Source organism: Micromonospora echinofusca (assembly GCF_017614955.1).
In the GTDB taxonomy this organism is placed as follows: Bacteria; Actinomycetota; Actinomycetes; order Mycobacteriales; family Micromonosporaceae; genus Micromonospora; species Micromonospora echinofusca_A.
On the sequence record NZ_WVUH01000151.1, the window covers coordinates 1 to 16569 of the forward strand.

Annotated in this window: 12 protein-coding genes; all 12 read left to right on the forward strand. The window is 73.0% G+C overall.

The annotated features are described in order from the left end of the window. Positions 1-953, forward strand: a 953-nt coding sequence (locus GSF22_RS17950; RefSeq protein ID WP_208814774.1) for a substrate-binding domain-containing protein, incomplete at its 5' end; no start/stop codon positions are given. A 20-nt stretch (positions 954-973) separates the two neighbouring features. Next, a complete protein-coding gene (locus GSF22_RS17955; protein WP_244367621.1) occupies positions 974-2191 on the forward strand; it encodes a Gfo/Idh/MocA family protein in 1218 nt (405 codons plus the stop codon). Positions 2192-2641: 450 nt separating this feature from the next. Next, entirely contained in the window at positions 2642-3808 is a 1167-nt protein-coding gene (locus tag GSF22_RS17960; RefSeq protein WP_208814775.1) for an inositol-3-phosphate synthase, read from the forward strand. Beyond that, positions 3792-4694, forward strand: coding sequence for an SCO3242 family prenyltransferase (locus GSF22_RS17965; protein ID WP_208814776.1), 903 nt, complete (start codon positions 3792-3794; stop codon positions 4692-4694). Before GSF22_RS17960 ends, GSF22_RS17965 begins: the two co-directional genes overlap by 17 nt. After that, positions 4691-5644 carry a sugar phosphate isomerase/epimerase family protein gene (locus tag GSF22_RS17970; RefSeq protein WP_307804087.1) on the forward strand — a complete coding sequence of 318 codons (954 nt, stop codon included), beginning with the start codon at positions 4691-4693 and terminating at the stop codon, positions 5642-5644. Before GSF22_RS17965 ends, GSF22_RS17970 begins: the two co-directional genes overlap by 4 nt. Before the next feature lie 123 nt (positions 5645-5767). Then, positions 5768-6448 carry an EboA domain-containing protein gene (locus GSF22_RS17975; RefSeq protein ID WP_208814777.1) on the forward strand — a complete coding sequence of 227 codons (681 nt, stop codon included), beginning with the start codon at positions 5768-5770 and terminating at the stop codon, positions 6446-6448. Position 6449: 1 nt separating this feature from the next. Next, positions 6450-7301, forward strand: a complete 852-nt coding sequence (locus tag GSF22_RS17980; RefSeq protein WP_208814778.1) for a TatD family hydrolase — start codon at positions 6450-6452, stop codon at positions 7299-7301. Further along, positions 7301-8491, forward strand: a complete 1191-nt coding sequence (eboE, locus tag GSF22_RS17985) for a metabolite traffic protein EboE (RefSeq protein WP_208814779.1) — start codon at positions 7301-7303, stop codon at positions 8489-8491. Before GSF22_RS17980 ends, eboE begins: the two co-directional genes overlap by 1 nt. Beyond that, positions 8488-9927 (forward strand): alkaline phosphatase family protein, encoded by a 1440-nt coding sequence (locus GSF22_RS17990; protein WP_208814780.1) that lies wholly within the window; start codon positions 8488-8490, stop codon positions 9925-9927. The genes eboE and GSF22_RS17990 overlap by 4 nt, the downstream gene beginning before the upstream one ends. Further along, positions 9924-10991, forward strand: coding sequence for a polyprenyl synthetase family protein (locus tag GSF22_RS17995; protein WP_208814781.1), 1068 nt, complete (start codon positions 9924-9926; stop codon positions 10989-10991). The genes GSF22_RS17990 and GSF22_RS17995 overlap by 4 nt, the downstream gene beginning before the upstream one ends. A gap of 349 nt (positions 10992-11340) precedes the next feature. Then, positions 11341-14187, forward strand: coding sequence for a PQQ-dependent sugar dehydrogenase (locus GSF22_RS18000; protein WP_208814782.1), 2847 nt, complete (start codon positions 11341-11343; stop codon positions 14185-14187). A 72-nt stretch (positions 14188-14259) separates the two neighbouring features. Further along, positions 14260-16368 carry a ThuA domain-containing protein gene (locus GSF22_RS18005; protein WP_208814783.1) on the forward strand — a complete coding sequence of 703 codons (2109 nt, stop codon included), beginning with the start codon at positions 14260-14262 and terminating at the stop codon, positions 16366-16368. Positions 16369-16569: the final 201 nt, after the last annotated feature.

The window sequence follows — 16569 nt, forward strand, 5'->3', positions numbered from 1 at the left end:
CCCCCACCCAGGCCCAGACCAAGGCCGCCGACCCGGCCGGCAGCGCCGCCGCCCCCGGCAAGCGGGTCACCATCGGTTTCTCCGCCCCCGCCGCCGACCACGGCTGGATCGCGGCGATCACCAACAACGCCAAGGCGCAGGCCGGGGCGTACTCCGACGTGGAGTTCAAGTCGGTCGAGGCCGGGGCGGACGCGGCGGCCCAGCGGGCGGCGCTGTCCACGCTGATCTCCCAGAAGCCCGACGTGATCGTGCTGCTGCCGCACGACGGCAAGGAACTCAACGCGTTCGGTCTGGAGGCCATGCAGGCCGGTATCCCCGTGGTCAACCTGGACCGGGCGTTCCCGGACGCGCGGGCGTACCGGCTCCAGATCAAGGGCGACAACTACGGCATGGGCGTCTCCGCGGCGACGTACATCATCGAGCAGCTGAAGGCCAAGGGCGTGAGCAGCCCGATCATCGGGGAGATCCCCGGCATCGACTCGCTGGAGCTGACCCAGGAACGCTCCAAGGGCTTCGCCGACACCCTCGCCGCCGCCGGGTTCAAGGTCGCCAACCGGCGTCCCGCCGAGTTCACCGCCGACTCCGGCCAGCAGGCCGCCGCGCAGCTCCTCCAGGCGCTGCCGAAGATCGACGCCATCTGGAACCACGACGACGACCAGGGCATCGGTGTCCTCGCGGCGGTCAACCAGGCCAACCGCAAGGAGTTCTTCATGGTCGGCGGGGCCGGCTCCAAGAAGGCGATGGAGGACATCCAGGCGGACAACACCGTCCTCAAGGCCACCGTCACCTACAGCCCGTCGATGGCCTCGTCGGCGATCTCGCTGGCCCGGCTGATCGGGCAGGGCCGGGGCATGTCCGATCTGGTGGAACTCCAGGTACCGAAGGAGATCATCCTCGCCTCGGAGACCATCACCAAGGAGAACGCGAGCAGCTACCTCAAGCTCGGGTTCTGATACACGGGGGGAGACCCACCTTGTCCACTGTAGACAGCGAGCTGCGGATCGGAATGGTCGGCTACGCGTTCATGGGCGCCGCGCACTCACAGGCGTGGCGGACCGTGAACCGGGTCTACGACCTGCCGGTACGGGCCCGGATGGCACGGATCTGCGGCCGGGACACACCGAAGGTGGCCGAGGCCGCCGACCGGCTCGGCTGGGACTCGTACACCACCGACTGGCGGGAACTGGTCAACGCGGACGACATCGACGTGGTCGACATCTGCACACCGGGCGACAGCCACGCCGAGATCGCCATCGCGGCGCTCGCCGCCGGCAAGCACGTCCTGTGCGAGAAGCCGCTGGCCAACAGCGTCGGCGAGGCCCGGGAGATGGTCGCCGCAGCGGCCCGCGCCCAGGCGACGGGGATACGGTCCATGTGCGGGTTCAACTACCGTCGGGTACCGGCCGTCACCATGATGCGGGACCTGGTCGCCGCCGGACGCCTCGGGACGATCCGGCACGTCCGGGCCGTCTACCTCCAGGACTGGATCGTGGACCCGCAGTTCCCGCTGGTGTGGCGGTTGCAGAAGGACAGGGCGGGCTCCGGTGCGCTCGGTGACATCGGTGCCCACATCATCGACCTCACCCAGTTCGTCTCCGGGCAGCGGATCACCGGGGTCAGCGCGGTGACCGAGACCTTCGTCAAGGAACGGCCGCTGCCGGCCGGCTCCGCCGGTCTGGCCGCCACCGTCGACGGGACCGGCGACGGGCCGCACGCCACCGGGCAGGTGACGGTGGACGACGCGGCGGTCTTCCTGGCCCGGCTCGACGGCGGGGCCCTGGCGACGTACGAGGCGAGCCGGTTCGCCACCGGACGCAAGAACGCCCTGCGGGTCGAGATCAACGGATCTCTCGGCTCACTGGTGTTCGACCTGGAACGGCTCAACGAACTGGAGTTCTACGACGCCACCCGGCCCGGCCCCGAACAGGGGTTCAGCCGGATCCTGGTCACCGAGGGCGACCACCCGTACATGTCCGCGTGGTGGCCGCCGGGGCACATCATCGGCTACGAGCACTCCTTCACCCACGAGATGCGCGACTTCCTCGCGGCGGTCGCCACCGGTGCCGACCCGACCCCGTCCTTCGCCGACGCGTTGCAGGTCCAGCTCGTGCTGGACGCGGTGGAACGCTCGGCGGAACACGGCTCGTCGTGGACCGGCGTGGAGCCCGCCCTGGCCCCGGTCGCCGTCTGACGCCGACCCGGGACACCGGCTCCACCAGCACACCCACACTCCGTCCCACCGCGGTACCCGCCACCTGCGCCGGTACCGCCCGACAGCTCCCCGATCGACCGGCGAGGGTCCGGCTGCGGTTGCGCCCCGTGGCCGGGACGAGGTCGACCGGTGGGCGTGTGCCACCGGCCGGTGGCACACGAGCCGGTGTCACCGGCCGTCCGGGGTGACCGGACCGGGATTCCCCGGTCACTCCGACGGCCGGCGGCATCCGGCCGGCCCCGCCCAGGGAGGGCAGCGGGGGAGGCAGGGTCGAGACGCCGACCGACCCTGCCTACCAGCCCGCCCGCCCGTACCGGTCCGGATCCGACCAGCGCCGATGCCGCCGACATCGTCGTTGGTCGGGTGAACTCCCGGGCCGGTACGGGTGGGCGAGGTGCCCTCCCGGTTGCCTCGCGTGAAGGAGCAGATATGCGTACGGGTGTCTGGCTGGTGGGGGCACGGGGTTCCGTGGCGACCACCAGCGTGATCGGGGCACTGGCCCTGCGGGCCGGGCTGGCCGAGCCGACCGGCTGCGTGACCGAGCTGCCGGAACTGCGCGGACCCGCCCTGCCGGCCCTGGACGACCTCGTCTTCGGCGGGCACGACGTCGTCGGTACCCCGCTGACCAAACGGGCCGAGGAACTCGCCGACGCCGGAGTCGTCCCCACCCACCTGGTGACCGCGCTCGCCGACGGGTTGAGCGCGGTGGAGGAGGAGATCCGGCCCGCGCCGACCGGTACCGGGCAGCACCGGCAGGCCGAGGCGGTCGCCACCGACCTGACCCGGTTCGCCGACCGGCACCGGCTGGACCGGGTGGTGGTGGTGAACGTGTCGGCCACCGAACCCGCCCCACCGGCCCATCCCGCACACGCCGACCTGACCGCGCTGCGGACCGCGCTGGCCGGGGACGACCCGGTCCTGCCGAGCAGCTCGCTGTACGCGTACGCGGCGTTCACCGCCGGCTGCTCGTATGTGGACTTCACCCCGTCGACCGGGGCGCGGCTGCCGGCCCTGGCCGCGTTGGCCGCCGAGCGCGGCCTGCCGTACGCCGGGCACGACGGCAAGACCGGCGAGACCCTGGTCAAGTCGGTGCTCGCGCCGATGTTCGCGATGCGGCACCTGCGGGTGCGGTCCTGGTCCGGGCTGAACCTGCTCGGCGGCGGCGACGGCGCGAACCTCGCCGAGCCGGCGGCGAACGCCGCGAAGACCGCCAGCAAGCAGCGGGTACTCGGGGAGGCGCTGGGCTACCTGCCCCAGGGGCACACCCGGATCGAGTACGTCGAGGAGATCGGCGACTTCAAGACCGCCTGGGATCTGGTCAACTTCTCCGGTTTCCTCGGTACCCGGATGCGGATGGAGTTCACCTGGCACGGCTGCGACTCCGCGCTGGCCGCCCCGCTCGTGCTCGACCTGGCCCGGCTCACCGCCGCCGCGCACGCCGCCGGCCGGTCCGGGCCCCTCGCCGAGCTGGCCTTCTTCTTCAAGGACCCGCTCGGCGGCGCACCGGCGTCGCTGGGCGAGCAGTGGACCGTCCTGCGGGACTTCGTCGCCGGGCTGCACGACGGGACGGGGGCGGGCGATGACCTCCCTGGCTGACCTGGCCGAACTGGTCCGGGCGCCGGCGGCGCTCTCCGTACCCGGGGACGTGCTGGCCGGGGCGGCGGCGGCCGGCACCCTGGGCCGCCGGACACCCGCGCTGGCCGGGGCGTCGGTGCTGCTCTACTGGGCCGGCATGGCCGCCAACGACTGGGCCGACCGGGAACTGGACGCCACCGAGCGCCCGGAACGACCGATCCCCAGCGGGCGGGTCACCCCGGCCGCCGCGTTCGGCCTGGCCGCCGGGCTCACCACGGCCGGACTGGCGCTGGCCGGGTACGCCGGTGGCCGTCGGGCGCTCGCCGTGGCCGTCCCGCTGGCCGCCACCATCTGGGGGTACGACCTCACCGCGAAGAACACCGCCGCCGGCCCGGCCGTGATGGCGGCCTGCCGGGGGCTGGACGTGCTGCTCGGGGCGAGCGGCGGCAACCCACGACGGGCCCTGCCGGCGGCGCTGACCGTGGCCGCGCACACCGCGACGGTGACCGCGCTGTCCCGACGGGAGGTCACCGGGGCCCGGCCGGCCCTGCCGGCCGCCACGCTGGCCGGCACCGCCCTGGTCGCGGCCGGTGCGGTGGCGGCCCGCCCGGGACGGCCCGCCCGATCCGCCCCGGGTACCCGCAGCACACCTGCCCGGCGGTTCGCTGCCGCCCTGCCCGCCGCGCTGGCCACCTGGTACGCCGTCCGCTACGGCGCCGCCCAGGTCCGGGTGCTCACCGAACCGGCGGCGCCCCGGGTCCGGGCGGCGGTCGGCGCCGGGATCACCGGTCTGCCGGTACTCCAGGGGGCGCTGACCGCCTCGGCCGGGGCCGGACCGCTGGGGCTGATGGTCGCGGCCGTGACCCCGCTGGGCCGGCTGCTCGCCCGGAAGATCTCCCCGACGTGACCGGCCCGGCGGGGTCCCCGGTTCAGCTGCGGTTCGGCTACGGCACCAACGGGTTCGCCAACCACCGGTTGACCGACGCGCTCGCGGTGCTGGCCGATCTCGGCTACCAGGGGGTCGCGCTCACCCTCGACCACGACCACCTCGACCCGTTCACCCCCGGGCTCGCCGCCCGGGTGGCCGGGGTGGCGCGTCGCCTGGCCGCCCTCGGGTTGGGCGTGGTGATCGAGACCGGCGCCCGGTACCTGCTCGACCCGTGGCACAAGCACGCGCCGACGCTGCTGCACGACGACCCGTCCCGACGGGTCGACTTCCTGCGCCGGGCGGTGGCGATCGGCGCGGACCTGGGCGCCGAGGCGGTCTCCTGCTGGGCCGGGGTACGTCCGCCGGCGGTCGAACCGACGGTGGCCTGGGACCGGTTGGTCGCCGGCTGCGCCGAGGTGGTCGCGGCGGCCGACGTGGCCGGGGTGCCGCTGGGGTTCGAGCCGGAGCCCGGCATGCTGGTCGAGGACATCGCCGGTTGGCGCCGGCTGCACGCCGCGCTCGGCGCCCCGGCGGCTTTCGGCATCACCCTGGACATCGGACACTGCCGGTGTCTGGAGCCGCAGCCGGTGCCCGCCTGTGTCGCCTCGGTCGCCGGGCACCTGGTCAACGTGCAGATCGACGACATGCGTCGGGGGGTGCACGAGCACCTGGAGTTCGGCGCGGGCGAGATCGACTTCCCGCCGGTCCTGCGGGCCCTGGCCGACGCCGGTTACCGGGGGCTGGTCGCCGTGGAGCTGCCCCGGCACTCGCACGCCGCCCCGACGGTGGCCGCCCGGTCGCTCAGCTTTCTGCGCGCCGCTGCCGCTGCCGCCGCTGACGCCGATCCCGGCGCGGCCGGCGTGGCCGGTGCGGCCGGCGTGGGCGGCGTGGCCGGAGCGGCCGGAGCGGGGACCGGGGCACGTGGTTGACCCCTTTGCTCTGCTTCAGCGGAGGCAACACCCAGGGGCGCTGACCGTTGCCGTCGCTGAAGCAGAGCAAAGGACACGAGGAGATGTCGGCAGCTCCCCGCCACCGGAGACAGGGAGGTAGGAATGGCACCGGACAACCAGACGGCGGAGGCCACCCGGACGGCCGCGGCCGACCGGACCGCGCAGGCCGACCGGACCGCGGAGGTCGACCGGCTGCGGGCCGCGCTGCACGGCGTACCCGATCCGCAGTGGCTGGCCGACGCGCTGCACCGCGTCGCGGCCGAACCGGCGACGGTCACGCGGTTCTTCGCCGCCGCCGGCCGGCGCTGCGGCCGGGACCCGCTGCCCGACGCGCCCGGGTGGACCGCCGACGAGGCGGCCCGGGCGCTGCTGCTCGCCGCGCTCCCCGCCGACCACGCCGGGCACGCCGGCACCCTCTACCGGTACGGCGACGCGGCGGAGAAGCGGGCCGTGCTCCGGGCACTCCCGCTGCTCGACGTCGGCCCTGCCGGGGTCCCGTTGCTGCACGACGCGCTGCGGACCAACGACACCCGGCTGGTCGCCGCCGCCCTGGGCCGCTACGCCCACCGGTACCTCGACCAGCCGGCCTGGCGGCAGGGCGTGCTCAAGTGCGTCTTCATGGGCGTGCCGTTGGACGTCGTCGACGGCCTCGACGACCGGGCCGACGCCGAACTCGCCACCATGCTCGCCGGGCTGGCCGCCGAGCGGGCCGCCGCCGGCCGGACCATGCCCGACGACGCCACCGGGCTGCTCCGCCGGCTGACCGCCACCCAGGAGGGCTGACATGCGCATCTTCGACCCGCACATCCACATGACCTCGCGGACCACCGACGACTACGAACGGATGGCCGCCGCCGGGGTACGGGCCCTGGTCGAGCCGGCCTTCTGGCTCGGACAGCCGAGGACCAGTCCGGACACCTTCGCCGACTACTTCGACTCGCTGCTCGGCTGGGAACCGTTCCGGGCCGGCCAGTTCGGCATCCGGCACCACGCCACCATCGCCCTCAACCCGAAGGAGGCCAACGACCCGCGCTGCCGGCCGGTGCTCGACCTGCTGCCCCGCTACCTGGAGAAGGACGGCGTCGTCGCGGTCGGCGAGATCGGGTACGACTCGATGACCCCGGCCGAGGACGAGGTCTTCGCCGTCCAGCTGGCCCTGGCCGTGGCGCACGACCTGCCGGCGCTGGTGCACACCCCGCACCGGGACAAGGCACGCGGTACCGAACGGACCCTCGCCGTGGTGACCGAATCCGGTATCGACCCCGGTCGGGTGGCCGTCGACCACCTCAACGAGATGACCGTCGAACTGGTCCGCGACTCCGGCTGCTGGTTGGGCTTCTCGATCTACCCGGACACCAAGATGTCCCCGGACCGGATGGTCGAGCTGCTCAAGCGGTACGGCACCGAACGGATGCTGGTGAACTCGGCCGCCGACTGGGGACGTTCCGACCCGCTGCTCACCCGGGCCACCGGTGAGGCGATGCTGCTCGCCGGCTTCACCGCCGACGACGTGGACCGGGTGCTCTGGCGCAACCCGGTCGAGTTCTACGGCCAGTCCGGCCGGCTGGACCTGTCCGACCTGGCCGACGCCGACGCCACCTTCGCGGGCAACTCGATCCTGCGCGGGGGCAGCTGATGCGACTGCGGCACGGGAGCGGCGAGACGGTCCACCTGAGCTACTGCACCAACGTCCACCCGGCCGAGGACCTGGCCGGCATCATCGACCAGCTCGACCGGTACGCGCTGCCGGTACGTCGACGGCTCGACAGCGACCTGCTCGGACTGGGGCTCTGGCTGGCCGCCCCGGTGGCCGCCGGGCTCGCCGCCGACCCGGCCGCCCGGCACCGGCTCCGGGCCGAACTGGACGCGCGCGGGCTGGAGGTGGTCACCCTCAACGGCTTCCCGTACCGCGCCTTCCAGGCCCCCGTGGTCAAGGGCGACGTGTACCACCCGGACTGGACCACCGTCGAGCGGCTCACCTACACCCTCGACCTGGCCACCGTGCTGGCCGACCTGCTGCCCGACGACGCGGCCCGGGGCTCGGTCTCCACCCTGCCGCTGGCCTGGCGTACCCCGTGGGACGACGGGCGGGCCGACGCCGCCGCCCGGCGCCTCGACGCCCTGGCCGCCGGGCTGGCCGAGCGGGAACGGCGTACCGGCCGGCGGATCCGGGTCGGTTTCGAACCGGAGCCGGGCTGCGTGCTGGAGAGCAGCGCCCAGGCCGCTCTGCTGCTGTCCGGGACGGACACCGAGCGGCTCGGCATCTGCCTGGACCTGGCCCACCTCGCCTGTGCCTGGGAGGAGCCGGCCGCCGCGCTGGCCCGGCTGAGGAACGCCGGGCTGCCGGTGGTCAAGGTGCAGGTCTCCGCCGCGATCACGGTCGACGACCCGGTCGCCGCGGCCGACGCGCTCGGCCGGTACGTCGAACCGCGCTTCCTGCACCAGACCCGCGCGGCCGGCTGCGCCGGGCAGGCGGACCCGGCCGACCCGGCGTACGCCGCCGACGACCTGGACGCCGCCCTGACCGCCGGGCTGCCCGGGGCGTGGCGGGTGCACTACCACGTACCGCTGCACGCCCCGCCCGAGCCGCCGCTGGACTCGACGGTGCCGGTGCTGCGTACCGCGTTGACCGAACTCCTCGCCGGCCCGGTCGCCGGCTGCGACCACCTGGACGTCGAGACGTACACCTGGGGGGTGCTGCCGGCGGCGCGGCGCCCGGGGAACGACGCGGAGCTGGCCGACGGGATCGCCGCCGAGCTGGCCTTCGCCCGTGACGAGTTGACCGCCCTCGGGCTGACGGCGGTCCGGACAGTGGAGGCGGCATGACCCGGCCCGTGGTGGTCCTCGACGTGGTGGGGCTGACCCCCCGACTGCTGGCACACATGCCCCGGCTGCGGGCGGTCGCCGGGTCCGGCGGGTTCACCGCCGAGCTCGGTACCGTGCTGCCGGCGGTGACCTGCTCCGCGCAGGCGACCTTCCTCACCGGCGAACCGCCCGCCGGGCACGGCATCGTCGGCAACGGCTGGTACTTCCGGGACCTCGGCGAGGTGCTGCTGTGGCGGCAGCACCACGCGCTGATGGGCGGGGAGAAGGTCTGGCAGGCGGCCCGCCGGGTCCGCCCCGACTACACGGTGGCCAACGTCTGCTGGTGGTACGCGATGGGCGCGGACGTGAACTGGACGGTCACCCCCCGCCCGATCTACTACGCCGACGGGCGCAAGGAGCCGGACTGCTACACCGACCCGCCGGAGCTGCACGACCGGCTCACCGCGCGGCTCGGCGGGTTTCCGCTGTTCACCTACTGGGGGCCGGGTGCCGGGCTGCCCTCCTCGGCCTGGATCGCCCGCGCCGCGGAGCAGATCATGGCCGAGCAGAACCCGGACCTGACCCTGGTCTACCTGCCGCACCTCGACTACGACCTGCAACGGTACGGCCCGGCGGACCCCCGGGCGGCGGCTGCCGCCCGGGCCCTGGACGACGTGCTCGGCCCGCTGCTCGACACGGCGCGGGCCCGCAACGCGGCGGTCGTGGCGCTGTCGGAGTACGGCATCACCGAGGTGTCCCGGCCGGTCGACGTGAACCGGCTGCTGCGCGCCGAGGGGCTGCTGCGGGTGTACACCCAGGACGGCATGGAGTACCTGGACCCGTGGACGTCCCGGGCGTTCGCCGTCGCCGACCACCAGGTGGCCCACGTCTACGTCCGGGACCCGGCCGACGTGCCGGTGGTGGCGAAGCTCTGCGCCGGGCTGCCCGGGGTGGCCGAGGTGCTCGACGAGGCGGGCCGGGCGGCGTACGGCCTGGACCATGCCCGCTCGGGTGAGCTGGTCCTGGTGGCCGAGCCGGAGGCCTGGTTCACCTACTACTACTGGCTGGACGACGACCGGGCGCCCGACTTCGCCCGGCTGGTGGAGATCCACCGCAAACCCGGGTACGACCCGGCGGAACTCTTCTTCGACCCGGCCGCGCCCGCTGCGGCGAAGCGACGGGCGGCGGTCGCCCTGGCCCGCAAGAAGCTCGGCCTGCGGTACCTGATGAGCGTGGTCGGGCTGGACGCCGGGGCGGCGGCGGTACGCGGGTCGCACGGCCGGCTGCCGACCGACCCGGCCGACGCTCCGGTGCTGCTCTGTTCGGAACCGGCGGCCGGGCTGGTCGACGCCGCCGGGTCGACGGACGGCACCGGGTCCGCCGACGGTGCCGCCCTGCGGATCGCCGCCACCGACGTGAAGTCGCTGCTGCTCGCGTTGGCCGGGGTACGGCCATGACGGTGACCACCACGCCGACCGACGCGGCGAGCCTGCGGGACCGGTTCGACGCGCAGCTCGTGGCGTTCCTCGACCGGCAGGATCCGGCCTGGCCGGACGGGGCGCCCCGGGGCGTGTTCACCACGTTGCACCGGTTCGTGCTGGCCGGCGGCAAGCGGCTGCGTCCGCTGTTCTGCTACTGGGGTTGGCGCGGGGCGGGCGGGGCCGACGGCCCCGAGATCGTGGCCGCGTCGGCGGCGCTGGAGCTGTTCCACGCCTTCGCCCTGATCCACGACGACATCATGGACGGCAGCGACCGGCGCCGGGGCGAGCCGTCGGTGCACCGGCTCTTCACCGACCTGCACGCCCGGTCCTCCTGGCGGGGTGACCCGGTGGCGTACGGCCGCAGCACGGCGCTGCTCTGCGGGGACCTCTGCGCCGCCTGGTCGGACCAGATGTTCCACGAGTGCGGGCTGGACACCGGGCAGGTGTACCGGGGGTACGAGGTCTTCGCCACCATGCGTACCGAGGTGATCGCCGGGCAGTACCTCGACCTGGTCTCCGGGGTGGGGGACGGGTCGGTGGCCAGCGCCCTGACGGTGATCCGGATGAAGGCGGCCCGGTACACGGTGACCCGCCCGTTGCAGATCGGTGCCGCGCTCGCCGGGGCCGACCCGGAGCTGCAGGTGGCGCTGGCCGCCTTCGGTGATCCGCTGGGGGACGCGTTCCAGTTGCGCGACGACGTGCTCGGGGTGTTCGGCGACCCGGCGGTCACCGGCAAGTCGGACCTGGACGACCTGCGGGAGGGGAAGCGGACGGTGATGATGGCGCTGGCCCGGTCCCGGGCCGACCGCGCCCAGGTGCAACGGATCCGGGCCCTGTTCGGCCGGCCGGACCTGGACCCGGACGGGGCGGCCGAGCTGCGCGAGATCATCGTGGCCACCGGGGCGTTGGAGCGGATCGAGCAGATGATCACGGTGCGTACCGAGGCCGCCCTGGCCGTGCTCGACGTGGCACCGTTGACCGACCCGGCCCGGGTGGCACTGACCCGGCTGGCCACCGAGGCGGTCCACCGCCAGCTGTGACGGCAGGCGTGGCGCAGGTCCCGGCGCCGGGCGCGCCGCAGGGCTCGGCGTCGGGCATGCCGCCACTTTTCTCCGCCGGAGCAAAAGTTGGTCCACAGTTGCCGGAAGTATAGACACATCTAACTTAAGAAATTAGTGTCGTCCCCAACACGAACGTGTTTCGTCGAGGTGAACCGGCGGCGCGGGCGGCCCACGCAGAGGTGGCCGCCGGGCGCGGTCCGGCCCCGCCCGACGGTCACGGTCCCGTCCGGGGACGGCACCCGGCGGGCCGGCATGATCCCGCTACGGCATCCGGCGCGACGGCGCGCGCCCGGCCTGGCAGTCACTTCCAGGAAGGGATTGCACCGACATGCATCTCAGGCACCGTGGACCCACCCGCCCCCGCCGGGGTACGGCCGTCAGCGCCGCCCTGCTACTGGTCGCGGCGGGCCTCACCACCGCGCTCGGCCCGACCGCCCCGGCCCGGGCCCACCCGATCAACGCCACCGACTTCCAGCAGGTCGAACTCGCCCGGGGCGTCGCCGAGATGGGCGAACCCATGTCGTTGGCGGTCCTGCCGGACCGGTCGGTGCTGCACACCGCCCGCAACGGCACACTGCGCCGGACCGACGCGGCCGGCACCACGACCGTCGTCGGCACCCTCGCCGTCTACACCCACGACGAGGAGGGGTTGCAGGGCGTCGGGGTGGACCCCAACTTCACCAGCAACCGGCACATCTACCTCTACTACGCGCCGCCGCTGTCCACTCCGGCCGGCGACGCCCCGGCCACCGGCACCGACTTCTCCGCCTGGCAGGGCGTCAACCGGCTCTCCCGGTTCACCCTCAACGCGGACTTCACGCTCAACCAGGCCAGCCGGGTCGACGTGCTCGACGTACCGGCCGACCGGGGGATGTGCTGCCACGTCGGCGGGGACATCGACTTCGACGCCGCCGGCAACCTCTACCTCTCCACCGGCGACGACACCAACCCGTTCGACTCCGCCGGGTACGCCCCGATCGACGAACGGACCAACCGCAACCCGGCGTACGACGCCCAGCGCAGCGCGGCCAACACCAACGACCTGCGCGGCAAGATCCTGCGGATCCGGGTGAACGCCGACGGGTCGTACTCGATCCCGGCCGGCAACCTGTTCGCCCCCGGTACCGCCCGGACCCGCCCGGAGATCTACGCGATGGGCTTCCGCAACCCGTTCCGGATGAGCGTGGACCGGGCCACCGGCGCCGTTTACGTCGGCGACTACGGGCCGGACGCCGGCACCACCAACGCCAACCGGGGCCCCAGCGGGCAGGTCGAGTTCAACCGGGTCACCAGCCCCGGCAACTACGGCTGGCCGTACTGCACCGGCACCAACACCAGCACCGAGACGTACAACGAGTGGGACTTCGCCACCAACAGCACCGGGCCGAAGTTCAACTGCACCGGCGGCCCGACCAACAACTCGTTCCGCAACACCGGCCTGGCCACCCTGCCCGGGGCCCGGCCGTCCTGGATCCGCTACGCCGGGGACGCCGGCAGCCCGCCGGAGTTCGGCAGCGGCTCCGAGTCCCCGATGGGCGGCCCGGTCTACCGGTACGACGCGGCGTCGACCTCGCCGGTGAAGTTCCCGCAGTCCTTCGACGGGCAGTTCTTCGCCACCGAGTTCGGCCGGGGCTGGATCAAGCCGATCCACGTCAACGCCGACGGCTCACCCGGCACCATCGACAGCTTCCCGTGGACCGGCAAGCAGGTGATGGACTCGGCGTTCGGCCCCGACGGGGCGTACTACGTCCTCGACTACGGCACCGGCTACTTCAACGGCGACGCCAACTCCGCGCTCTACCGTTTCGAGTACATCGGCGGCGGCAACCGGGCACCGACCGCGGTGGCCGGCGCGAACCGGACCTCCGGTCCGGCCCCGCTCGCGGTGACCTTCTCCTCGGCCGGCTCAGCCGACCCGGAGGGTGGGGCGCTGACCTACTCGTGGGCCTTCGGTGACGGCACCACCTCCACCGCCGCCAACCCGACGAAGACCTACAGCACCAACGGTACGTACACCGCCACCCTGACCGTCCGCGACCCCCAGGGTGCCACCGGCAGCGCCAGCGTGGTGATCAGCGTCGGCAACACCGCGCCCACGGTGACCGTGAACAGCCCCGGCAACGGCCAGCTCTTCTCCTTCGGGGACACCGTGCCGTTCAGCATCACCGTCACCGACCCGGAGGACGGCACGGTCGACTGCGCCCGGGTCAAGATGACCTACGTGCTCGGCCACGACCAGCACGGCCACCAGATCACCTCGAAGAACGGCTGCTCCGGCTCCATCACCATCCCGGTCGACGGGGAGCACGACGACGCGGCGAACATCTTCGCGATCTTCGACGCCGAGTACACCGACGCGGGCGGGCTGACCACGCACACCCAGCAGACCCTGCAACCCCGGCACCGGCAGGCCGAGCACTTCCGGACCTCGTCCGGGATCGCCACGCACGACAAGGCCACCGCCGAGGGCGGCAAGACCGTCGGCAGCATCGACAACGGCGACTGGATCGCGTTCCAGCCGTACCGGCTGGCCAACGTCACCTCGTTCACCGCCCGGGTCTCCTCGGCCGGGGTCGGCGGCACCCTCCAGATCCGGGCCGGCTCGGCCACCGGCACCGTGCTCGGCTCGGCGACCGTACCGGTCACCGGCGGCTGGGACGTCTTCACCACGGTCACCGGTACCGTCTCCGGTGCCCCGGCCGGCACCACCACGCTGTACCTGACCTTCGCCGGGGGGACCGGGGCGCTCTACGACGTCGACGCGTTCACCCTGAACACGTCGACGGCCGGCGGCACCGGCCCGATCGTCGGGCTCGGCGGCAAGTGCCTGGACGTCCGGGGCGGCGCCACCGCCGACGGCACCCAGGTGCAGATCTACACCTGCAACGGCACCGCCGCGCAGACCTGGACGGTCACCCCGAACAGCACGATCAAGGCGCTCGGCAAGTGCCTGGACGTCTCCGGGGCCGGTACCGCCGACGGCACGAAGATCCAGCTCTGGACCTGCAACGGCACCGGCGCGCAGAACTGGTCCGCCCAGGCCGACGGCACGGTCCGCAACCCGCAGTCCGGCAAGTGCCTCGACGTCTCCGGCAACACCTCCACCGACAGCACCCCGGTGCACCTGTGGACCTGCCACACCGGCGCCAACCAGAAGTGGACCCTGCCCCAGTGAGTGCAAGGAAGGGCCCCTTCCTATCGCTTTCCGTATAGGAAGGGGCCCTTCCTAACCGATAGGGAGAGCACGATGCGCAGACTTCTCCGAACCCTGCTCGGCGTGGGCGCCGCCACCCTGGCCGTCCTCGCCGCCCCCACGGCGGTCACCCCGGTCAGCGCCGCCGACGCCCCGTACGACGTCCTGGTCTTCTCGAAGACCGCCGGCTTCCGGCACGACTCGATCGCGGTCGGTACCCAGGCCATCCGGGACCTCGGCGCGGCCAACAGCTTCACCGTCACCGCCACCGAGGACGCCACCGCGTTCAGCACCGCCAACCTGAGCCGCTACGAGGCGGTGGTCTTCCTCAACACCACCGGTGACGTGCTCGACGCCACCCAGCAGGCCGCCTTCGAGGCGTACATCGGCGCCGGTGGCGGCTACGTCGGGGTGCACTCGGCCGCCGACACCGAGTACGGCTGGTCGTTCTACGGCAACCTGGTCGGGGCGTACTTCGCCTCGCACCCGGCCATCCAGCCGGCCACCGTGCGGGTGGAGGACCGGGCGCACCCGGCCACCGCCCACCTGTCGCCGACCTGGAACCGCACCGACGAGTGGTACAACTACCAGACCAACGCCCGCTCCACGGCGCGCGTGCTGGCCACCCTGGACGAGTCGTCGTACTCCGGGGGCGGGATGGGCGCCGACCACCCGCACGCCTGGTGCAAGACGTACGCCGGGGGCCGGGCCTTCTACACCGGCGGCGGCCACACCCAGGCGTCGTACGCCGAGCCGGCGTTCCGGGCCCACCTGCTCGGCGGCATCCGGTACGCGGCCGGCCGGGCGAAGGCCGACTGCCGGCCGGAGACCGGGTACACCACCCTCTACAACGGCTCCACCACCGGCTGGTCGCAGGCCGGTCCGGGCAGCTTCAGCAACACCGACGCCACCCTCACCTCGGTCGGCGGGATGGGCCTGTACTGGTACAGCGCGAAGCAGTTCACCAACTACTCGCTGAAGCTGGACTGGCGGATGGCCGGTGACGACAACTCGGGCGTGTTCATCGGCTTCCCGCCGTCGAGCGACCCGTGGTCGGCGGTGAACAACGGCTACGAGATCCAGATCGACGCCACCGACACCGCCGACCGGACCACCGGCGCGGTCTACACCTTCAAGTCCGCGGACGTCGCGGCGCGGGACGCGGCCCTGAACCCGCCGGGGGAGTGGAACACCTACGAACTGCTGGTCGAGGGGGAGCGGCTCCAGGTGTTCCTCAACGGAGTGAAGATCAACGACTTCACCAACACCGATCCGGTCCGGTCGCTCGCCGGCCACGTCGGCCTCCAGAACCACGGTACCGGCGACGACGTCTCGTTCCGCAACATCCGGATCAGGGAACTGGGTACCAACCCGCCGGGCGGGAACACCACCGTCCAGGCGGAGGCGTTCAGCTCCGCCAACGGGGTCAGCCCGTACACCAAGACCGGCGCCAACGGCGGGCAGACCCTCGGGTACGTCGACCCGGGCGACTGGTCCGCGTACAACGGGCTGGACCTGACCGGGGTCACCTCGTTCCGGTCCCGGATCGTCTCCGGCGGCCCGGGTGGCACCATCACCGTGCGGACCGGCTCACCGACCGGCCCGGTGCTCGGCTCGGTGGCGGTACCCAACACCGGCGGCTGGACCAGCTTCGCCGACGTGACCACCACGTTGTCCGGGGTACCCTCCGGGGCACAGAACCTCTACCTGACGTTCGGCGGCAGCGGGTCGGGTCTGTTCGACGTGGACGACTTCACCCTGGTCCGGTCGACCGGCGGCAGCGGTACCGGCCCGGTCCGGGGGCTGGCCGGCAAGTGTCTCGACGTGGCCAACGGCGGCACCGCCGACGGCACGAAGGTCCAGCTCTGGACGTGCAACGGTACCGCCGCGCAGACCTGGACGGTCACGCCGAACAGCACGATCAAGGCGCTCGGCAAGTGCCTGGACGTCTCCGGCGGGGGGACCGCCGACGGCACGAAGGTGCAACTGTGGACCTGCAACGGCAGCGGGGCGCAGAACTGGTCCGCCCAGGCCGACGGGACGGTCCGCAATCCGCAGTCCGGCAGGTGTCTGGACGTGTCCGGCAACAACTCTGCCGACGGTACCCAGATCCACATCTGGACGTGTACGGGAGCGGCCAACCAGCGGTGGACCCTGCCGTAGCCGTCACGGCGCCGTGGTGGTGGCGCCGTGGGTGTGGTGGTAGCCGCACGTGTTAGAAAGGGCCCCTTCCTCTAGGCGGTTTCTGGGGGTCGTCGCAACACCTGATGGCTTATGTGGTTGTCAGTAGATCACGCAGACGCTCGGCTGGGTTGTCCCAGCCGAGCGTCTGTCGTGGGCGGCCGTTGAGTTCCTGGGCGACGT